Below are 20,050 nucleotides of genomic sequence, written 5' to 3' on the forward strand. Positions count from 1 at the left end.
GTACCGGGAATCCGGTCAAATGTAGATTGTTGACAGTACGAAGAGCAGCAGCGCCACGGGTGTGGCGCTGCTCAGGGGCCGGGGCCCAGGGGGTCAGCCGAGGTCGAGGTCCGCGATCGGCTCGTCCGGGGGAGCGGCCGCGGTCGGCTCGGGAGCGGCGATCTGCTCCCAGTCGGCGGCCTCCCGCACGACGGCCGCCGCGGCGGCGGGCGGCGGGGGAGCGATGCCCCGTCCGAGGTAGGGCGCGAGCGCCGCACGGGCCGCCGGGTCGATCAGCGACTGGTAGTCACCCGCCGCGCCGGCTCCCGCGTGCCGCAGCGCGGACCACATCGTGACCTGGTTCGCGGAGATCACCGGGATCCTGAGCTCCGCCTCCAACTGCGGGATCACGTCGTACGTGGACAGGTTGGTGCAGCTGATGAAGAGGCAGTCGGCGTTCGTCAAGTCCGCGGAGCGGGCCAGCTCCACCACGTTGCGATAACCGACCTTCCAGATCTCCCCGGTCAGGCCCATGTACTGGCGGCCGACCACGTCCACGTCCGCCTCGCCCAAGAAGTCGGCGAGCGAGTCCGTCAGCGACGCGGTGTACGGCGTGATGACGCTGACGCGGCGCGCTCCCAGCTCGCCGAGGGCCTCGAGGAGCGCCCCGGATGTGGTGACGGAGGGGGCGCCGCCGGCCGCGCCGCTCATGGACACGCACATCGCACGTTCGTGCGCGGTGCCGCCGACGAAGCTGCCGGATGTGCAGGCGTACGCGTAGGACGCGGGCCGTACCGCGTCGAGCGCCATGACGGCGTTGTGCAGGGTCTCGTGCTCGCTGATCAAGCGAGCCATGTCCACGCTGACCTCCACGGGAACGTACGGGGTGCGGGTCAGGTGGAGGGAGATCTCCTCGGGGGTCCAGCGCCACAGCTCACGATCGAGCGCGAAGTCGAACGGGGCGACTACGCCGATGCCGAGCTGCGGGACGGGTCCGCCGAAGGTCGTGATGTCCAATGCAGTGCCCCTTCGTGGCTGCACGCGTACGAGAAGCGGTCCGTACGCCTGAGGTGGACGTGTAATGGCAGGTGGTGCGAGGGGGAGAGGTGTTTTGCCGGACGGTCCACGGGTAGCAGAGTGGGCCCGCGGTTCGCCTGTAGATTGTTGACAACGTAAAGATCGGCTGCTTAGCGTGTCAATCCCCTACGCGGGGCGGCTCGTTCGTCGTGGTGAAAGCCTCGGTAAAGAGCCGGGGAATTCAGCCCAGGGGATGGCCCTTCCCCAGCCCTTACGGGGCTTCGTCCCTCCATGGTCAACCCTCGTACCGCACCTCGCATACCGTCCGCTCCAATCGTCGCCGCATTCGTCGGGCGACCAGAAGGACCGCCGTGCCGAAGACCGAGAAATCCCGCGTTCTGGTGCTTGCCGACCACCGGCCGAACGGCCTGGAGGAGGTGGCCGACCATGCCGAGCTCGTCTGCATCCCCGAGGACCGTCTCGCCGCGGAACTCCCGCACGCCGACGCGCTGTTGGTGTGGGAGTTCGGCACCGAGGCGCTGCCCGGTGCCTGGCCCGAACACGGCGGACCGCGCTGGGTGCACACCGCGAGCGCCGGCGTCGACCGGCTGATGTTCCCCGCGCTGCGGGACTCGGACGCGATCCTGACGAATTCGCGCGGCGTCTTCGAACAGCCCATCGCCGAGTACGTCGCGGGCCAGATCATCGCCCTCGCGAAGGACTTCGCCGGCACCTACGACCGGCAGCGCGACCACGTCTGGCGGCACCGGGTCACCCAGCGGGTCTGGGGGACGCGCGCCGTCGTGCTCGGCGGCGGGCCCATCGGCCGCGCCGTCGTGCGCACCCTGCGCGCGCTCGGCATCGAGACCGACCTGGTCGGACGCACCCGCAGGGAGGGCGACCCCGAAGTCGGCACGGTGCACGCCTTCGACGAGCTCGACGCGCTGCTCACGCGCGCCGACTGGGTGGTCTGCGCGGCGCCGCTGACCGAGCAGACCCAGGACCTGTTCGACGCGGCCACCTTCGCCCGAATGAAGCGCGGCGCCCGCTTCGTCAACGTGGGGCGCGGCCCGATGGTCGTCGAGAAGGATCTGCTCTCCGCCCTGGAAGAGGGCCAACTGGGTGGCGCGGCGCTCGACGTGTTCCGGGAGGAGCCGCTGCCCGCGGACAACCCGCTGTGGGACGCACCCAACCTGCTGGTCTCCCCGCACATGTCGGCCGACACCGACACCTGGCTCGACGACCTCGCCGAGGTCTTCGCGGACAACTTCACGCGCTGGCGCGCGGGCCGCCCGTTGCGCAATGTCGTGGACAAGGAACTGGGCTACGTACCGGTCGCGGACGCCCCGCAGGCCGCAGCAGAGGAGGGCTCCCGATGACGAGCACGACCGACGCCACCCCCGCGACCGCCACCAGCACCCCCGCTCTCCAGGAGCCGTACGCGCTGACCGCCACCGAACTGCTCGCCGCCTACGAGAGCGGCGACCTGTCCCCGGTCGAGGCCACCGTCTCCGTGCTCGACCGCATCGAGTCCGTCGACCCCAAGCTCAACGCGTTCTGTCTGGTCGACCGCGACGAGGCGCTCGCGCAGGCGAGGGCGAGCGAGGAGCGCCGCCGGCGTGGGGAGGCCCTCGGCCTCCTCGACGGCGTGCCGACGTCCATCAAGGACCTGATGCTCACCAAGGGCCACCCCACGCTGCGCGGCTCGCTGTCCATCGCGGCCGACCGCGAGTGGGACGAGGACGCGCCGTGCGTCGCCCGGATGCGGGAACAGGGCGCCGTGTTCGTCGGCAAGACGACGACGCCGGAGTTCGGCTGGAAGGGTGTCACCGACAACCCGTTGACCGGCGTCACCCGCAATCCGTGGGACCCGTCGACCACGGCCGGCGGCTCGTCGGGCGGCAGCGCGTCGGCCGTTGCCGCGGGCATGGCCCCGCTGTCCATCGGCACGGACGGCGGCGGCTCGGTGCGGATCCCGGCGGCCTTCTGCGGCATCTTCGGCATGAAGCCCACGTACGGGCGGATCCCGCTCTACCCGGCGAGCCCGTTCGGCACCCTTGCGCACGCCGGGCCCATGAGCCGCACCGTCGAGGACGCCGCCCTCCTGATGGACGCCATCACGGGCTTCGACAGCCGCGACTGGTCGGCCCTCGACGCCCCGCACGGCAGCTACCGGGCCGCCGTCACCGAGGCCCTCACCGACGGCTCCCTGCGCGGACTGCGCATCGCCTACGCCCCGACCCTCGCGGGCGCCCCCGTGGACCCGCAGATCGCCGAGCGCGTCGCCGCCGTGGCCCGGCTCCTGGCCGACCTCGGGGCGGACGTCGAAGAGGCCGACCCGGGCTTCTCCGACCCCGTGGAGGCGTACCACACGCTGTGGTTCGCCGGCGCGGCCAAGGTCGTCGAGCACCTGGGCGCCGATCAGTTCGCCCAACTGGACGCCGGGCTCCAGGAGGCGTGCCGCGAGGGCGCCGCGAAGAGCGCGCTCGACTACCTGGGCGCCGTCGACACGCGCATGGCGCTCGGCGTGCGCATGGGCCGCTTCCACGAGACGTACGACCTGCTGCTCACGCCCGCCGTGCCGATCCCGGCGTTCGAGGCGGGCGTCGAGGTGCCGGCCGGCAGCGGGCACAAGCGGTGGACGGGCTGGACCCCGTTCACGTACCCCTTCAACCTCACGCAGCAGCCGGCCTCCACGGTGCCCTGCGGCGTGACCGAAGCGGGCCTGCCGGTGGGCGCGCAGTTGGTCGCGGCGCGCCACGGCGACGAGTTGGTGCTGCGCGCGTCGGCGGTGCTGCACGCGGCGCTGCGCGGGTCCGGGGTGGTGGACACGGCGCCGGTCGGCTGAACATCAAGCCCCCGGCGAGGCCCGACACGCGCCGTCAGGACGGGGTTCCGGGCGTGCCCTTGGATTCCAGGCGGCCCAACGGGTGGGCGCCCGCGGTGAGTTCGGTCCGGGCCGCCGCCCAGTCGGCGTCGCCGAGGTCGAGCGCATGGCGCAGGTAGGCCGTCGTGACGCGCCGGACCAGGGCGACGTGCGCGGGGTTCTCGTCGGTCGTCTCCGCGGCCTCGTATCCCGAGATGCCGCCGAGGAAGTGCTCGGCCCCGAACAGGGTCAACAGGCTCTTGTCGCCGGGGCCGAGCGTGTACGGGTCCGTCGTCCAGTCCGCGCCCCGGACGGTCATCGGCAGCTCGTCCTTGTCTCCCGCGACGACCAGCGCGGGAGCGCTCATCCGCGTGAAATCCGGGTGCCGCAGCCAGGGAAGGTGCTCGGCGGCGTAGGGCGTCAGGGAGTCGCCGCCGCTCCCGGCCGTGGCAAGGAGCACGCCTGTCCGCACGCGTGGATCGGACAGGTCCTCCGCCACCCCGGTCACCGGATCGCCGACCCGCAGCCCGAGCAGCATGCCGGCCGTCTGCCCGCCGAAGGAATGCCCGGCCACAGCGATACGCCCCTGATCCAAGCGGCCCCGCAGACCGGGAACGGCCGCTTCGAGCACGTCCAAGTGATCGAGCACGATCCTCATGTCCTCGACGCGATACCGCCAGGTCCGGGGCCCACGCGGGTCGTCCGCCGCGAGGCCGAGCGTCCTGGAGTCGAGATGCGTGGGCTGGACGACGACGAAGCCGTGCGCGGCCCAGTGGTCGGCCAGCGGCCCGTAGCCCTCCAACGACGAGCCGAAGCCGTGCGCGAGGAGAACGACCGGCAGGCCCCGCCCGGCCACCGGCGCGGTGACGCGCACGCGCAGGCCTCCGTCGTGGTGCGGCGCAGGAAGTACCACCGGCTTGACCGAGACGATGGGCGTGGGTGCGGGTGCGTTGTCCCGGGATTCCGGGAGGTCCAAGGTGTCCATGCGCGTACGCTAAAACCTGACGTCGACGTCAGAGGCAAGGCCTGGCGTCGGACCGGCCAGGGAGGCGCACGGGTGCGTATCGGAGAGCTCGCCGCCAGGACCGGCGTCAGCGTCCGGGCGCTGCGCTACTACGAAGAGCACGACCTGCTCGCCGCGGAACGCAGCCCCAGCGGGCAACGGCTGTACGCGCAGGATGCGGTCGACCGGGTCCTGCTCATCCAGCAGCTCTACGCCGCCGGCCTGTCGAGCCGCACCATCGTCGAGCTCCTGCCGCGCGTCGTCGACGGCAACGCCACGCCCGAACTGCTCGACCGCCTGTCGACCGAGCGGGACCAGATCGACCAGAAGATCGCCGAGTTGGCCGACACCCGCAGCCGCCTCGACTCCGTCCTCGCCGGCGCCACGAAGAACCTCCGCACCGGCCGGTCCTGCCGCGGATCGGCGCCGTAATGTGAGCCCGTGATCCTTCCCCAGATCCGCGACCCCCGCTTCATCACGCTGCGCCGCGGAGGGACGCTGACGGACGACGACCATCACCTCCTGGCCCTGTGGGCGGCCGACTGCGCCGAGCACGTGCTGCCGCTGTTCGAGGCCGTGGTGCCGGCCGACCCACGGCCTCGCCAGGCCATCGAGCAGGTCAGGGTGTGGGCGCGCGGCGAGATCAGGATGTCGGACTCCCGGTCGGCGGGCGGGCATGCCATGGCCGCGGCCCGGGTGCTGAGCGGGCCGGCCCGCCACGCGGCGTTCGCCGCGGGACAGGCCGCCGTGGTCGCGCACGTCGCCGCGCATGAGCTGGGCGCGGCGGCCTACGCCATCAAGGCCGTTCGCGCGGCGGCGCCCAAGGACGAGGCCGAGAAGGCGGGCCGGGACGAGTGCCGATGGCAGCGCGACCGGCTCCCGGACGCCATCCGTGCACTCGTCCTGGACGACCAGCGCCTGCGCAACGACATCTGCTGGTCGGTCTTCGACTGCTGACGCCGCGTCAACAGCAGCTGTGCACCGCGTGCTCGGGCCGGTGCCACCAGTAGCGTTCGAGGACGGGGCCTTGCGGTACGTCCTCGGCGGAGGCGCTGCGCAGCATCGACGGCGAGGTGGCCGCACCGTCCGAACCCTTCGTGCTCTTCGCACTCTTCGCCGAGGCAGGCGCCCCGTCCGCGACCAGGTCGGACACGTCGTGCACCACGCCCCCGGCGACCACCGTGCGGACCGCCGCCGCGGCGGTGACGTCCTTCAGCGGATCGCCCTCCACCAGCACCAGGTCGGCCAACTTGCCCGGCTCGATCGTGCCCAGGTGCGCCGTCGCCCCCAGAGTGCGGGCGCCCTCCGCGGTCGCCGAGCGCAGGGCGTCGGCGGGGGAGACCCCGTAGCGGACCATGGCCTGCACATTGAGGTGGTAGTAGACCGCCGGAGGCACCAGGGGACTGTCCGTGCCGACATGGACGTGCGCCCCGCCCTCGATCAGGCGCCGCACGGTCGCCCCGTGCCGGGCGACGAAACCGAGTTCGGCCGTGGGCTCCTCGGCCTGCGCGGCCCGCACGCCGTCGCGGAACTCGTCGTAGGCCTCCGTGGGCAGCAGCGCCTTCAGGCGCGCGTCGTCGAGGGCCCACCCGGCGTACCGGTACAGCGCCGCCCGCACCGACGACAGGCCGAGCCCGGACAGGCCGAGTGTCGGGGTGAAGGCCATGCCGGAGGCGATGAGCGGGGCCGTGACGTCGTCGTAGGAGTGCCCGAGGTGGGTCTCCTTCTGGCGGCGGCCGTAGCGGCTGGTGCCGCCCACGTGCTCGGCGCCGTCGGCCCCGAGAGCCAGCGGCCCGAACAGGTAGTGCGAGGTGGCGGGCAGGCCGAGCCGGTGGGCGCCGGCGATGGCCTCCGCCTGCATGTCGTACGGCAGCCTGACGTATGTCTTCACCAGGTCGTGCCCGAGCGCCTCGTGCTTGTCCAGCTCGCGCCGCAGCTGCTCGCGGTCGGTCACGGGCCGCGCCGAGGAGTAGTACACCCGGGAGCCGTCGATCAGCTCGCCGGCCGTGAAGACCCGCGGCCCGACCCGCCGCCCCGACTCCACGGCCTCCTTCGCCTCCACCAGGTGGTAGTGGCCGCTGCCGGGTGAGCGCACCGAGGTGATCCCGAACGCCAGCCACAGCCGGGACGTCGCGTCCAGCTCCCACGGCCCGTGCTCGTGCGCGGCGATCATGCCGGGTATCGCGGTCAGTTCACCCGCCTTCACCACCTTGTCCCCGGAACGGACGGCCGTCGTGCCGGCCTCTTGGACCGCGGCGATACGGTCGCCGTCGAGGACGATCTCGACGTCGCGGCGAAGCCGGGACCCGGTGCCGTCCCACAGCGCGCCGACGCGCACCACCGTCCGCCCGGTCGGCTTCGCCGGACGCCATGTCAGGTCCAGGGGGACCGCGGCGCCGTGTCCGCCGCGCGCGTCCGCGATCCGCAGCCGGCCCGCCGACAGGTACAGGAGTGAGCGTGCGTCGCCGCTGAAGGAGGGGAAGTCGGCGCTCTCGCTGTTGACGGTGCGGGCCTTGCCCGCGGGAAGCCCGGCCGCGTCCACCGGCACCACGCGCAGGGTGCCGTCCACGACGCAGGCCAGGTGCTTGCCGTCGGGGGAGTACACCGGGCCCGCGTACTCCCGATTGCCCAGCGAGGAACCCGGAACGGGATCGCTGTAACGCGCCTCGCCGGTGGCGAGTTCGACGGTGAGGACGCGGTTGTGGCCCTCCCTGAAGCGCGGGGTGACGGGCGCGAGCGCCGCCAGCGAGACACGGCTGCCGTCGGCGGTGAAGGAGGGGCGGCCGGGCGAGTTGAGCGGTCCGACGACCTTGCGGACGGCGCCGCTCTCCACATCCAGGGTGTGCACGCTGGAGTCGGCGACGAAGGCGACGGCCGCCCCGTCGTGGCTGACCGCGGGCAGCGTCGCGCCGCCCACGTCGGTCAGGCGCCGGGTCCCGCCGTCGGCAAGGGTGCACCGCCACAGTTCCTGTGTGCCGGAGCGGTCGCTGACGTACACGAGGGAGTCCCCGTCGGGGGACCAGGTCGGCGACGTGTTGTGGTGTCCGTCGGAGACCACCGCCCGGGGCCGGCCGCCGCGGCGCATCAACCAGATGTCACCGAGCGCGGCGAACGCCACGCGCTTGCCGTCCGGGGCGAGTTCGGGCCCGACGACGCCGCGCACGGGCCGGGCGGCCGTGGAGTCGAAGGCCCTGGCCGTGGGGCGCTCCTCGATGGTGGGCACCTGCACGTCGGCCGTGAACGGAATGTCCTTCACCGCCTGCTTGCCGAGCGAGCGGCGCCGGATCTTCCCGTCCGCCGTGTACAGCAGCTCGTCCGCGCCGACCCACCGCACCGGCAACGGGAAGACGTCCTCGTCCGCGCCGGAGACCGCGTCGCCGTCCACGACGACGGAGGTTCCGGCGCTGGTCAGGTGCACGTAGGCGAGCCGCCCGCCGTCGGGGGAGAGGGAAGGGCCCGCGACGAAGCCGGAGTCCACCTTCGCGAGGACCTTGCGGCTGCCGTCGGCCTCGACCCGTTCGATCGTCTGCGGCGCGCTGTCCTTGCCGGAGGTGAACACGATGGACTTGCCGTCGGGGGCCCAGGCGGGCTGTGCCTCCTGTGCGCTGCCATCGGTCCAGACCCGGCGCTCGCCGCCTTCGGCGGACAGTACGTGGACGGCATAGCGGTTGCCGGTCTCGACGGCGCAGGCGATGCGCGTGCCGTCGGGGGACCAGCAGGGCTCGCGGTGATCGTCGCCACCGTCGGTGAGTTGACGCAGTCCGTGCCCATCGGCACCGACGACCCACAGATGGAAGCCACCGTCGGTGTAGGCGGAGAACACGATGTGCCGGCCGTCGGGCGAGTAGTCCGGCTCGACGGCCTCCAGCGCGCCGCCGGTCAGCCGCTCGGCGTCGCCGCCCTCGGCCGGCACCGTCCACAACGTATTGAGCAGGTCGAACACGACGGTGCCGCCGTCGGGCGACAGCGCGGCCGAGCCGTTGGTCATCCCGGTCACCGTGACCGCCGCGCGTCTCCCGGCGGCCGCCGCACCCGGCGCGGACGCCACCGCGCCGCCCGACCCGACCAGCGCGGTCCCGGCGGCGACGAGGCCGCTCCGCTTGACGAAAGCACGGCGTGTGAAAGCCACAGTCGTCCAACCTCCCGAAGATCAGCAACAGTTGACGGGAGGCTATGCACACCGCGCGTCACAGCGTCCGCACGCGCGGTAGATGTGACGTGAAAGTAATGCGCTGCCGCCGCGGCTCCACGTAGCGGCGAACCCGGCCCCGAAAAGCCTTCCGTCGGGCGGAAGCCCTGGTGACCCGGCGGGATCGCTACGGCACAATACGGCGCCCATGAGCCACCGTCAGCCGGTCCCCGCGCACCTTGCCAACCTCGACCTCAACCTGTTGGTGACCCTCCGTGCTCTGCTGCGCGAGCGCAACGTCACCCGCGCCGCCCGGCAGCTGGGCGTCACCCAGCCCGCCGTCAGCGCCACGCTGTCCCGGCTGCGCCGGCACTTCGGGGACGAACTGCTCGTGCGGGTCCAGGGCTCCTACGTGCTGACGCCGCTCGCCGCGCAGTTGGCCGGGCAGGCCGAGGCGGTGTGCGCGGCGGCCGAGCGGCTCTTCGCGACCGGCCGTGCCTTCGATCCGGCCACCACGGAACGGGAGTTCACGCTCCTTATGGCCGACTACCCGGCGAGCGTCCTGGGCCCCGCGCTGTCCCGTCTCTTCGACCGGGAGGCGCCGCACGCGGCGCTGCATCTGCAACTCGTCAGGGAGACCATCGGCAGCGGCGCAGGAGAGACCATCCGGCTCGTCGACGGCATGGTCTCGCCGCCCCTCGGCCACTTCCGCACTCCGGGCGTGGCCTCCGTCCCGCTCTTCACCGACCGCTGGGTCTGCCTGGTCTCCGCGGGCAACCCGCTGTGCGAGGCCGGGGCGTTCGGCATCGAGGACCTGGCGCGGCAGCCGTGGGTCGTGCCGTACCACCGCGACGACGGCTATCCGTCGGCCGCCCCGGCGACCCGGCAGCTGACCGCCCTCGGTATCCGGCCGCGGATCGCCGTCCGCGTGGAGAGCTACCGCGCCGTGCCCGACTTCGTCGCGGGGACCCGCAGGGTGGCCCTCGTGCCCGAGCGCCTCGCCGCGCCGCTGACCTCCGTGCACGGCCTGCGCATACTGAACTGCCCGGTCCCGCTCGACCCGTTGGACGAACACCTGTGGTGGGACGCGAGCCACGACGAGGACCCCGCACACAGCTGGCTGCGCGACCTCGTGGTCCGGGCGGCAGCCGGCATCGCACCATAAACGCCGTTGATGGTGGCCAGTCGAACGCTCTATTGACCTGGGCATTCCCCCCGGCGACGGGTGCTCCCTACGGTGCGCAGGAGCGGTGGGAACCACACACACCCGCACCACACACCTGCATCGCACACCAGGCCGCACACCCGCACCCCCTCGCACCGGGAGACCTCCATGCCCCATGCCCTGACCGAGCTGAAGGTCCGCACCGTGACCAGGCCCGCGGGCGCCGCCCGACACGACCTCGACGCCGATGTCTGCGTGGTCGGGGCGGGTGTCGCCGGCGTCTCGGCCGCCGTGGAGAGCGCCAGGCTCGGCCGCGACGTCGTCCTCGTCGACAGCCTGCCCGTGCTCGGCGGGCAGATGGTCAACTCGCTGATCGGCCTGTTCTGCGGCGTGTACGGCAACGGCCCGGACTACCGGCAGCTCACCCACGGCATCTTCGACGGGATCTTCGCCGACCTGGGAGCCTCCGGCGATCTGCACCACAACCGCAGCCACACCATGACCGTCAGCTACGACGAGGTGGCCCTCGGCCGGTGGGTGGAGCGGCGCATCCGCGAACTCGGCATCCGCGTCGTGCTCGGAGCCTCGCTCACCGGCGTCGAACGCGAAGGCCGGCGCATCAACTCCGCTTCCTTCGCGACCCGTTACGGCCCCGTACGCGTCGCCGCCCCCGGCTTCGTCGACGCCAGCGGCGACGCCGCCCTCGCCTGGGAGGCCGGACTGCCCTGCCGGGTTCCGGAGCGCACGATCTACGGCTCGCAGCAGATCGTCCTGGAACACCTCGACGAGGAACACAAGCCGGGCCGCGAGGAACTCGCCGAGCGCGTCCACGGCCAGGCCGCCGACTGGGGCCTGATCCGCCGCGACGGCCTCGCGTTCTTCTTCCCCGGCCGAGGCACCGCCGTACTGAACATGACCCACGTCCCCGCCCCGCTCGACCCGGTCGAGGCGTCGTCCGCCCAACTCGACGGGCGCGAACAGGCCGACCGTGTGGTGGAGTTCCTGCGCGCCGAGTTCCCCAAGGCGTTCGGCAGGGCGAAGGTCCGCTCGTACGGCTTCCCCGGGCGGCGCCAGACCCGCTGGATCAAGGGCGTCCACCAGCTGTCCCTCGACGAGGTCCGCGCCGGCACCCGCTTCGACGACGCCGTCGCCCGCACCGCCTGGCCCGTCGAACTGCACGACCGCGCCGACGGATACGTCTGGGAGACCTTCGGCCCCGACCATGTCCACTACGTGCCGCTGCGCTCCCTGCTCTCGCCCGACTGCGACAACCTCGCCGCCGCGGGGCGCTGCGCCGACGGCGACGCCGCCGCACTGTCCAGCGTCCGCGTCATGGGCCCCTGCGCGGCGATGGGCGTGGGCGCCGCGCACGCCCTGGACCTCGCCGGGCCCGACGGCAGCGTGCACGCCATCGACCTCTCCGCCCTGCGCGCCCGCCTTGCCGCCAACGTCGACGACTGAGGGAGCCCGCTCATGACCGACCTCCGCAGCAACTACACCCCGGGAACGTCCCCGTGGGCCGTCCGCAGGGCCCAGTGGCGGGCCCTCGGCCTCACCGACGAGGACATGGCCAAGCCGAAGATCGCCATCGTCAACTCCTCGTCCCAGCTCGCCACTTGTTACAGCCACCTCGACGCCGTCGCCGCTGCCGCCAAGGAGGCGATCGACGCGGCGGGCGGCATCGGCTTCGAGGTCCGCACCGTCGCCCCCAGCGACTTCATCCACAGCGCGGGCGGCCGCGGCGGCTACATCCTCTCCGCCCGCGACCTGATCAGCCACGACATCGAGGCGGCCGTCGAGGGCGCCCAGCTCGACGGCATGCTCACCCTCGCCTCCTGCGACAAGACCGCCCCCGGCCAACTGATGGCGGCGGCCAGGCTCGACCTGCCGACCGTCGTCGTCGGCTGCGGCTACCAGCCCTGCGGCACCTTCGCCGGACGCCACTGCGACATCGAGGACGTCTTCCTCGGCGCGGGCCACCACGCCCAGGGCCGCATCACCCTCGACGAGCTGACCGGCATGAGCGAGAACGCCGTCGCCGGGCCCGGTGTCTGCGCCGGCATGGGCACCGCCAACTCCATGCACATCGCCTGCGAGGCCCTCGGCATGGCACTGCCGGGCTCCACGCCCGTGCTCGCCAACAGCCCGAAGATGTGGGACGACGTGCGGGCCGCGGGCAGCCGGATCGTCGACCTCGTACGGCAGGACCTGCGTCCGCGCGCCCTGCTGACCCGCGAGGCCTTCGAGAACGCGGTCACCGCCATGCTCTCCGTCAGCGCCTCCATCAACTCCGTCAAACATCTGCAGGCGGTCGCCGAGGAGGCGGGAAACGGCGTTGATGTCTACGGACTGTACGAACGCCTCGCGGACCGGGTGCCGCTCCTCGCCGCCGTGCGGCCCAACGGACCCGTATCCATCGAGGAGTTCGAGGCGGCGGGCGGCGCGGCCGGGCTGCTGTGGCAACTGCGCGACCTGCTGCACACCGACGCCCGCACCGTCACCGGACGCACCCTCGGCGAGGACCTCGACGGCCGCGGGCCCGCCGACCCCGAGGTGATCCGCCCGCTCACCCGGCCGCACGGCCGCCGCCCCACGATCGTCCTGGTCCGCGGCTCGCTCGCACCCGCCACCGGCATCGTCAAACTCGCCGTCGACGAGGATCGCCCGCCGTCGTTCACCGGCCCCGCCAAGGTGTACGACACCCCGCAGGACGCCCTCGACGGGCTCAAGGCCGGCGACGTGCGGCCCGGACAGGTACTGGTGCTGCGCGGCCTCGGCCCCACCGGCACACCCGGCATGGGCATGGCCTCCCGGCCCGTCTTCGCACTCGACGGCGCCGGACTCACCGGCAAGGTCGCCGTCGTCACCGACGGGCAGCTCTCCGGCCTCGTCAACAAGGGCATCGTCGTCGGCGAGGTGTCCCCGGAGGCCGCCGCGGGCGGTCCTTTGGCCCTGGTGTGCGACGGCGACACGATCTCCATCGATCTCACCACCCGCCGCGCCGACCTGCTCGTACCGGACGAGGAACTGGCCGCCCGCACCCCCGTCACCGCGTACGCGGACGGCGGACGCGGCTGGCTGGCCGTCTACCGCCGCACGGTCCGCCCCCTGCAACAGGGCGCGGTCACCATCGAGGAAGGACCCACGCCCGCGTGAAACTCAGCGACACCGACAAGGCCCTGCTCGACGGCGCCGAGGGCCCCGCCGCCGCGGCCGCCATGGACCTCCTGGTCCGCTACGGCCGCGCCCTGGACGCCGAGGAACTGTGCGACGTGCGCAACGTCGCCGGCACCATGACGCAGCCCTCGCCCGCCAAGGCCCGCCTCGTCAAGGAAGGCGGCTGGAACAAGGCGTACGCCGTCCTCAACCTCGACAGCGACGACGACTTCGCCGTCCCCGACATGAAGGTGCCGACCTGCCAGCTCCAGCAGAGCTTCGGCCCCGACGCGCAGGGCACCGCTCCCTACCCGAAGGAACTCGTCGAACTGCAGACGGACGCCGAGGCCTTCTACAGCAGCAAGGGCGTCAGCATCCTCGCCACCTGCACGCCGTACCAGGTCGGCAACATCCCCGTACGCGGCGAGCACGTGGCCTGGATGGAATCCTCCGCGGTCGTCTACGCCAACTCCGTGCTCGGCGCCCGAACCAACTGCGAGGGCGCCGCCTCCACCGGAGCCGCCTCGCTCACCGGCCGCATCCCGTGCTGGGGCAACCACCGCGCCGAGAACCGCCACGGCACCCACCACATCGATGCCCGCACGCCGATCTCCGGGGCGCTCGACTGGGGCATGCTCGGCTACTTCGCGGGCGGCCTCGTCCAGGAGGAACGACCGGTCGTCACAGGCGAGTTGGCCCACCCTGACCTGCTCGACCTCAAGCACTTCGGAGCGGCCGCCGCCTCCTCCGGCGGCGTCGAGATCTACCACCTCCCGGGCATCACCCCGGAGGCGCCCGACCTGCGGACGGCCTTCGGCGGGCGCGCCGTGCCCGAGGCCGTGCCGTACGGGGAGCGCGAGCGCCGCGCCGTCTACGAGGACCTCAACTCCCAGGGCGACAGCACCGACGTCGACTTCGTCCTCCTCGGCTGCCCGCACGCCTCCCTGGACCAGGTCCGCGACACCGCCCGGCTCCTCGAAGGGCGGCGGCTGCACTCCTCGACCCAGCTGTGGCTGATGGTGCCGCGCGCCCTGCGGACCGTCGCCGACCGCAACGGCTGGACGGCGACCATCGAGCGCGCGGGCGCCCGCGTCCTCACCGACTCCTGCCCGGCGATGTCCCGTTCGGCGCCGCCCGGCACCCGCGTCTTCGCCACCGACTCGGCGAAACAGGCCCACTACCTGCCCGCGATCCTCGGCATCGAGGCCTGGTTCGGCACCCTCGCCGACTGCGTCGACGCGGCCGTCACCGGCACCTGGAAGGGAGAGCTGCGATGAGCGCCCCGAGCGTCGTCCTGCACGGCAGGACCGTCGTCCCCGGCGTCGTGGAGGGCGAGGCACTGGTGTCGCCCGAGACGATCTCCGGCTGGGGCGGCATCGACCCGGCCCGCGGCGTCGTGATCGAACGCCGGCACGCCCTGTACGGCGTGTCGTTCGCGGGGAAGATCCTGGTCTTCCCCGGCGCCAAGGGTTCCTCCGGCTGGTCCGGCTTCTTCCAGGCCACACGGCTCGCCGGTACCGCGCCCCTCGGCATGATCTACACGACGACGACCAGCAAGGCCGCGCTCGGCGCCGTCGTCACGCGCGTCCCCACCGTGACCGATCTGGACCGCGATCCCCTCCTCGCCATCCGCACCGGCGACCGCGTCCGCATCGACGCCGAGCACGGCACCGTCACGGTCTACCCCGCCGCACCACCGTCCCCCGAGGAGACCCCGTGAGAGCCTCACCACCCGTCGTGGAGCTGGCCCCGGTCATCGAGCGCCAGCACGCGAGCCGCCGCTGGCTGCTGATGTACGCCGTCTGCTTCGTGATCACGTTCCTCGACGGATTCGACTTCCAGATCCTGTCGTTCGCCGCCACCTACATCCGCAAGGACTTCGACCTCACCGGCACCCAACTGGGCACCCTGGGCACGGTCGGTCTCTTCGGCACCATGATCGGCGCGCTGATCATGGGCTACCTGGCGGACCGGATGGGACGGCGCCCCACCATCACGATCTCCGTCGCGGGCTTCGGCATCTTCATGATCGCCTTCGCCCTGGCGGACACGTACGGGCATCTGTTCGTGCTGCGCTTCGTCTCCGGACTTTTCCTCGGTGGCGTGCTCCCGCTGACCTGGGCGCTGGCGGCCGAGTTCGCGCCGAAGCGGTTCCGGGTGACGTCCGTCGCGATCATCATGGTCGGCTACACGCTCGGCGGGGCGGCCGGCGGCCCGGTCTCCAACTGGCTGATACCGGAACACGGTTGGCGCACGGTGTTCGTCGTCGGCGGCGTGTGCTCGCTGCTGACCCTCGCCGGGGTGCTGACGCTGGTGCCCGAGTCGGTGCGGTTCCTGGCGCTGAAGTCCCGCCCCGGCAGCGACGAGCGCATCGCACGCATCCTCGTCCGCTTCCAGCCGGGCCTGTCCTTCGAGCCCGGGACCCGCTTCACCGCCGAGACCCCGGGGCAGGCGTTCGCGGGGAAGCGGTTCACCCCCGCACAGCTCTTCCGCGGCCACCTCGCCGCCATCACGCCCCTGTTGTGGCTGGTCTACCTGCTGTCGTCCGCGCTGATCTACTTCCTGGTCTTCTGGACGCCGATGATCAACGAGCAGATGGGCTTCAGCGTCAGCGCGGCCGCCACCATCGCCGCTCTGGCCAGCGTCGCGGGCGCCGTCGGGCAGCTGTTCATCAGCCGCTTCGTCGACAAGAAGGGCGCGGGCACGATTCTGTGGATGCCGTTGGCCGCCGTCGTCTGCATGCTCGTGCTCGGCAGCGGCGTGCTCGCACCCGCCGTGTACGTCGGCTTCGTCATCGGCGCGAAGATGTTCGTCAACGGCGGGCACGGCGGTATCACCAGCATCGCGGGCACGTTCTACCCGACGGAGATCCGCGCCAACGGCGCAGGCTGGGCGTCCTCGGTCGCCAAGGCCGGCGCCATGCTGGGTCCTTGGCTCGGCGGCGTCATCCTCGATGCCGGTCTCGGGGCACAGGGCGCGTTCAGTATCTTCGCGATCTGCCCCGCCGTGATGGTCCTGGTGCTGTTCGTACTGGGCCGGGTGCAGCGCAGAATGCCGGCCGACGCCGAGGGTGCGTTGAGCGGTGCGGCGGTGGACGCGGCGCCCGTCGCACCGGTCACCCCGTCGTCGCGGGCGGGTTCGTCCCCGGCCTGAGTGCGGAGGAACGGCGAAAGGGGCGGGCCGGAGAATCCGGCCCGCCCCTTTTCTTCCCTGCCTAGGTACTCACTCCGCACGCTTGAACTGCAGCGACTCCCCGACAGCGCCCGTCCGCCACAGGTCCTGACACGCCTCGGCGAGCCGGTCGAGGCCCTCGACGACCGTGCCCCAGACGATGCCGGGAACCCAGCCCTGGTCACCGTTGATGAGGAGGTTGTTGCGCTCGTAGAACAGGGCGAGGTCGACGACGATGTCGCGCTCCGCGTGCGCAGCCTGGTTGCCCTGCTGCTCGGCGGCGGCCTCGTAGCCGTAGGAGGCCGTGCTCATCTGGGTGTTGGAGAACGTGAAGTAGCACAGGTCGCCGGGGATCGGCGTGATCGTCGGGTTCTCCAGCGGGGGCTCCTGCGGGGCGAAGGCGGGCACCAGGGTGTAGATCTCGTTGCGCGCGTACTTCGCGTGGTAGACGTCGCTGCCCAGCGGCAGGGCGTTCCAGATCGCCTCGCAGGTGATCGGGGCGCGGTCGTCGAGCAGCTTGGCGGTGGCGGTGACGCCGCGCTTGGGCAGGGAGACCTCGATGAAACGGTCCATGGGTGTCGTCGCTCCGGTCTGATCGGTGATCAACGTAGGGGCAAGGTAAGTGGGTTCGAGGCCGCCTGTCAGCCGAGCGGCATCGCCAGGTAGCGCGTCTCCAGGAACTCGTCGATGCCGACCCGGCCGCCCTCACGGCCGAGGCCCGAGGCCTTGACGCCGCCGAACGGGGCCGCGGGGTTGGAGACGACGCCCTTGTTGAGGCCGACCATGCCGGTCTCCAGACGCTCGGAGAGCCGGAAGGCGCGCTCCAGGTTCTCCGTGAACAGGTAGGAGACCAGGCCGTACTCGGTGTCGTTGGCCGCGGCGACGACCTCGTCCTCGTCGGTGAAGGTGAGGATCGGGGCCACGGGGCCGAAGATCTCCTGGCTCATCAGGGCGGAGTCGGGGGAGACGCCGGTGAGGACGGTCGGGGTGTAGAAGTAGCCCTCGCCCTCGGCGCGTTCGCCGCCGGTCAGGACCTTCGCGCCACGCTCGACGGCGTCGGCGACCAGCTCCTCCACCTTGCCGCGGCCGTCCTCGTCGATCAGCGGACCGACCGTGACGCCGTCGTCGGTGCCGCGGCCGACCGCGAGCGAGGCCATCCGGGCGGAGAGCTTCTCGGCGAACTCGGCGGCGACGGACTCGTGCACGTACAGGCGGTTCGCGGCCGTGCACGCCTCGCCGATGTTGCGCATCTTGGCGGCCATCGCACCCTCGACGGCCTTGTCCAGGTCGGCGTCCTCGCACACGATGAACGGCGCGTTGCCACCCAGCTCCAACGACACCCGCAGCACGTGCTCGGCGCTCTGCTCGATCAGGAGCCGGCCGACGGCCGTGGAGCCCGTGAAGGACAGCTTGCGGATCGTGCCGCCGCGCAGCAGCGGCTCGACGACTTCACCGGGGCGCGACGTGGTGAGCACGTTCAGAACGCCCGCGGGCACGCCCGCGTCGGTCATGATCTCGGCGAGCTTCAGCATCGTCAGCGGGGTCTGCTCGGCCGGCTTCACGATCATCGTGCAGCCCGCAGCGATCGCCGGGCCGATCTTCCGGGTGCCCATGGCGAGCGGGAAGTTCCACGGCGTGATCAGCAGCACCGGGCCGACCGGGCGCTTCATCACGACGAAGCGGTCCTTGCCGTCGGGGGAGGCCTGGTAGCCGCCCTCGATCCGGACGGCCTCCTCGGCGAACCAGCGGAAGAACTCGGCGGCGTACGCCACCTCGCCGCGCGCCTCGGCCAGCGGCTTGCCCATTTCGAGTGTCATCAGAAGGGCGAGCTCGTCCTGGCGCTGCATGAGGAGCTCGTAGCCGCGGCGCAGGATCTCGCTGCGCTCGCGCGGCGCCGTGGCCGCCCAGGACTCCTGCGCGGCCGCCGCTGCCTCGGCGGCGGCGCGCGCGTCCTCGGCGCCCGCGTCGGCGACGGTGCGCAGCTCACGGGCGAGAGAGGGGTCCTCGACGCCGAAGGTCGCGCCGGAGGCCGCCGGACGCCAGCTGCCGCCGATGAACAGTCCGTCGGGCACGGAGGCGACGACGGTCCGCTCGCGCTCTGTCTGCTGTTCGGTCACTGCACTCACTTCGACTCCCGTGGTTTTGAAACTCCCGGCCCGGCTCACTCGTGGACAGCCGCCGAATTGCATGCTTGCATGAGTGTAGGTTGTTGACAATCCTACGACGCGGCCTGATGTTGATCTCCGTAGAAGATCCGTGAATCACCGCGGTCACCGAGCGAGGAGCCGTCCATGAGTGCCTTGTCCCCCGTCCTCAAGCAGGCCACCCCCGTCCTGGCCGAACGCGGCGAGGGCGTCCGTCTCTACGACGAGTCGGGCCGCGCCCACCTGGACTTCACCGCCGGCATCGGCGTCACGTCCACCGGGCACTGCCACCCGAAGGTGGTGGCCGCAGCACAGGAGCAGGTCGGCAAGCTCATCCACGGCCAGTACACGACCGTGATGCACAAGCCGCTGCAGACCCTCAGCGCGCGCCTGGGCGAGGTACTGCCGAACGGACTCGACTCGCTCTTCTTCGTCAACTCTGGTTCGGAGGCCGTCGAGGCCGCGATGCGCCTCGCCAAGCAGGCCACCGGTCGGCCCAACATCGTCGCCTTCCAGGGTGGCTTCCACGGCCGTACGCTCGCCGCCGCGTCGATGACCACGTCGGCCACCAAGTTCCGCTCCGGGTACGGGCCGCTGATGTCGGGCGTCGCGCTCGCGCCGTTCCCCAACACCTTCTACTACGGCTGGGACGAGGAGACCGCGACCAAGTTCGCGCTGCGCGAGCTGGACCAGCTGCTCGCCACCGTCACCACGCCCGCCGACACCGCCGCGTTCATCGTGGAGCCGGTCCTCGGCGAGGGCGGCTACGTTCCCGCGAACACGGCCTTCCTGCGCGGCCTGCGCGAGCGCGCGGACCGGCACGGCATCCTGCTGATCATCGACGAGGTGCAGACCGGCTTCGGGCGCACCGGCAAGTTCTGGGGCCACGACCACTTCGACGGCAAGCCCGACATCATCGTCACCGCCAAGGGTCTGGCCAGCGGCTTCCCGCTGTCCGCGATCGCCGCGTCCAAGGAGCTGATGGCGCGGGCATGGCCCGGCTCGCAGGGCGGCACGTACGGCGGCAACGCGGTGGCGTGCGCCGCCGCCATCGCCACGCTCGACGTGATCCAGGAGGAGAAGCTCGTCGAGAACGCCGCCGAGCGCGGCCAGCAGCTCTTCGCCGGACTGCGCGAGGTCGCGGAGGCCTACCCGGTCGGCGGGCAGGGCGGCATCGGCGACGTCCGCGGCCTCGGCCTCATGGCGGGCACCGAGTTCGTCACCGCCGACGGCGAGCCGGACGGCGCCACCGCCGCCCGCGTGCACGCCGCCGCGTCCGAGCGCGGTCTGCTGCTGCTCACCTGCGGGACACAGGGCCAGGTCGTCCGGATGATCCCGCCGCTGGTCGTGAACGGCGAGGAGATCGACGAGGGCCTGGGGCTGTGGCGCGAGTCGGTCGCGGCGGTCCTCGGCTGACACC

At 72.1% G+C, this 20,050-nt stretch carries 16 protein-coding genes; 11 read left to right on the forward strand and 5 right to left on the reverse strand.

Annotated elements, in window-relative coordinates; genetic code table 11:
- Positions 1-93: 93 nt before the first annotated feature.
- Entirely contained in the window at positions 94-996 is a 903-nt protein-coding gene (locus tag OG746_RS44900) for a maleate cis-trans isomerase family protein (protein WP_266725333.1), read from the reverse strand.
- Between the two features lie 371 nt (positions 997-1,367).
- Here OG746_RS44900 and OG746_RS44905 point away from each other — a divergent pair, with 371 nt between their 5' ends.
- On the forward strand, positions 1,368-2,375 hold the full coding sequence (locus OG746_RS44905) for a D-2-hydroxyacid dehydrogenase (RefSeq protein ID WP_266725335.1): 1,008 nt from the start codon (positions 1,368-1,370) through the stop codon (positions 2,373-2,375).
- On the forward strand, positions 2,372-3,844 hold the full coding sequence (locus tag OG746_RS44910; protein WP_266725337.1) for an amidase: 1,473 nt from the start codon (positions 2,372-2,374) through the stop codon (positions 3,842-3,844). Before OG746_RS44905 ends, OG746_RS44910 begins: the two co-directional genes overlap by 4 nt.
- A 34-nt stretch (positions 3,845-3,878) precedes the next feature.
- Here OG746_RS44910 and OG746_RS44915 read toward each other — a convergent pair whose 3' ends face one another.
- Entirely contained in the window at positions 3,879-4,847 is a 969-nt protein-coding gene (locus tag OG746_RS44915) for an alpha/beta hydrolase family protein (RefSeq protein WP_266725339.1), read from the reverse strand.
- A gap of 72 nt (positions 4,848-4,919) precedes the next feature.
- Between OG746_RS44915 and OG746_RS44920 the strand changes: the two genes are divergently transcribed.
- Together OG746_RS44920 and OG746_RS44925 are read left to right on the forward strand one after the other, a co-directional pair.
- Positions 4,920-5,297: a MerR family transcriptional regulator gene (locus OG746_RS44920; RefSeq protein ID WP_266725341.1), complete on the forward strand. Its 378-nt coding sequence runs from the start codon at positions 4,920-4,922 to the stop codon at positions 5,295-5,297.
- 9 nt (positions 5,298-5,306) lie between these two features.
- A complete protein-coding gene (locus OG746_RS44925; RefSeq protein WP_266725343.1) occupies positions 5,307-5,822 on the forward strand; it encodes a putative immunity protein in 516 nt (171 codons plus the stop codon).
- A 7-nt stretch (positions 5,823-5,829) separates the two neighbouring features.
- Here OG746_RS44925 and OG746_RS44930 read toward each other — a convergent pair whose 3' ends face one another.
- Complete coding sequence (locus OG746_RS44930; protein ID WP_266725345.1) at positions 5,830-8,994, reverse strand: amidohydrolase family protein; 3,165 nt, start codon at positions 8,992-8,994, stop codon at positions 5,830-5,832.
- A 208-nt stretch (positions 8,995-9,202) separates the two neighbouring features.
- Here OG746_RS44930 and OG746_RS44935 point away from each other — a divergent pair, with 208 nt between their 5' ends.
- The 6 genes from OG746_RS44935 to OG746_RS44960 all read left to right on the forward strand — a co-directional run bounded on the left by OG746_RS44935 (position 9,203) and on the right by OG746_RS44960 (position 16,468).
- Positions 9,203-10,159 carry a LysR family transcriptional regulator gene (locus OG746_RS44935; protein ID WP_266725347.1) on the forward strand — a complete coding sequence of 319 codons (957 nt, stop codon included), beginning with the start codon at positions 9,203-9,205 and terminating at the stop codon, positions 10,157-10,159.
- 168 nt (positions 10,160-10,327) lie between these two features.
- Positions 10,328-11,620, forward strand: coding sequence for an FAD-dependent oxidoreductase (locus OG746_RS44940; protein ID WP_266725349.1), 1,293 nt, complete (start codon positions 10,328-10,330; stop codon positions 11,618-11,620).
- Positions 11,621-11,632: 12 nt separating this feature from the next.
- Positions 11,633-13,315, forward strand: a complete 1,683-nt coding sequence (ilvD, locus tag OG746_RS44945; RefSeq protein ID WP_266725351.1) for a dihydroxy-acid dehydratase — start codon at positions 11,633-11,635, stop codon at positions 13,313-13,315.
- A complete protein-coding gene (locus OG746_RS44950; RefSeq protein WP_266725352.1) occupies positions 13,312-14,592 on the forward strand; it encodes an aconitase X in 1,281 nt (426 codons plus the stop codon). Before ilvD ends, OG746_RS44950 begins: the two co-directional genes overlap by 4 nt.
- Positions 14,589-15,035: an aconitase X swivel domain-containing protein gene (locus OG746_RS44955; protein ID WP_266725353.1), complete on the forward strand. Its 447-nt coding sequence runs from the start codon at positions 14,589-14,591 to the stop codon at positions 15,033-15,035. The genes OG746_RS44950 and OG746_RS44955 overlap by 4 nt, the downstream gene beginning before the upstream one ends.
- Positions 15,032-16,468 carry an MFS transporter gene (locus OG746_RS44960; protein WP_266725355.1) on the forward strand — a complete coding sequence of 479 codons (1,437 nt, stop codon included), beginning with the start codon at positions 15,032-15,034 and terminating at the stop codon, positions 16,466-16,468. Before OG746_RS44955 ends, OG746_RS44960 begins: the two co-directional genes overlap by 4 nt.
- A gap of 69 nt (positions 16,469-16,537) precedes the next feature.
- Here the strand turns inward: OG746_RS44960 and OG746_RS44965 are convergent, their stop codons facing one another.
- Together OG746_RS44965 and OG746_RS44970 are read right to left on the reverse strand one after the other, a co-directional pair.
- Positions 16,538-17,059: a DUF3830 family protein gene (locus OG746_RS44965; protein WP_266725357.1), complete on the reverse strand. Its 522-nt coding sequence runs from the start codon at positions 17,057-17,059 to the stop codon at positions 16,538-16,540.
- Between the two features lie 68 nt (positions 17,060-17,127).
- Positions 17,128-18,612: an NAD-dependent succinate-semialdehyde dehydrogenase gene (locus OG746_RS44970; protein ID WP_403722490.1), complete on the reverse strand. Its 1,485-nt coding sequence runs from the start codon at positions 18,610-18,612 to the stop codon at positions 17,128-17,130.
- A 165-nt stretch (positions 18,613-18,777) separates the two neighbouring features.
- On the opposite strand from OG746_RS44970, the gene OG746_RS44975 reads away from it, so the two are divergent.
- Positions 18,778-20,046, forward strand: coding sequence for an aspartate aminotransferase family protein (locus tag OG746_RS44975; RefSeq protein ID WP_266725359.1), 1,269 nt, complete (start codon positions 18,778-18,780; stop codon positions 20,044-20,046).
- The last annotated feature ends 4 nt before the right edge of the window (positions 20,047-20,050 follow it).

The sequence above is a fragment of the Streptomyces sp. NBC_01016 genome (genome assembly GCF_026341035.1).
Classification (GTDB): Bacteria; Actinomycetota; Actinomycetes; order Streptomycetales; family Streptomycetaceae; genus Streptomyces.

What these genes read in the sequence shown, in the direction of transcription:
- OG746_RS44975 (WP_266725359.1), top strand. Translation starts at nt 18,778, where the DNA reads ATGAGTGCCTTGTCCCCCGTCCTCAAGCAGGCCACCCCCGTCCTGGCC.
- ilvD (WP_266725351.1), top strand. Translation starts at nt 11,633, where the DNA reads ATGACCGACCTCCGCAGCAACTACACCCCGGGAACGTCCCCGTGGGCC.
- OG746_RS44915 (WP_266725339.1), bottom strand. Translation starts at nt 4,847, where the DNA reads ATGGACACCTTGGACCTCCCGGAATCCCGGGACAACGCACCCGCACCC.
- OG746_RS44935 (WP_266725347.1), top strand. Translation starts at nt 9,203, where the DNA reads ATGAGCCACCGTCAGCCGGTCCCCGCGCACCTTGCCAACCTCGACCTC.
- OG746_RS44955 (WP_266725353.1), top strand. Translation starts at nt 14,589, where the DNA reads ATGAGCGCCCCGAGCGTCGTCCTGCACGGCAGGACCGTCGTCCCCGGC.
- OG746_RS44940 (WP_266725349.1), top strand. Translation starts at nt 10,328, where the DNA reads ATGCCCCATGCCCTGACCGAGCTGAAGGTCCGCACCGTGACCAGGCCC.
- OG746_RS44965 (WP_266725357.1), bottom strand. Translation starts at nt 17,059, where the DNA reads ATGGACCGTTTCATCGAGGTCTCCCTGCCCAAGCGCGGCGTCACCGCC.
- OG746_RS44910 (WP_266725337.1), top strand. Translation starts at nt 2,372, where the DNA reads ATGACGAGCACGACCGACGCCACCCCCGCGACCGCCACCAGCACCCCC.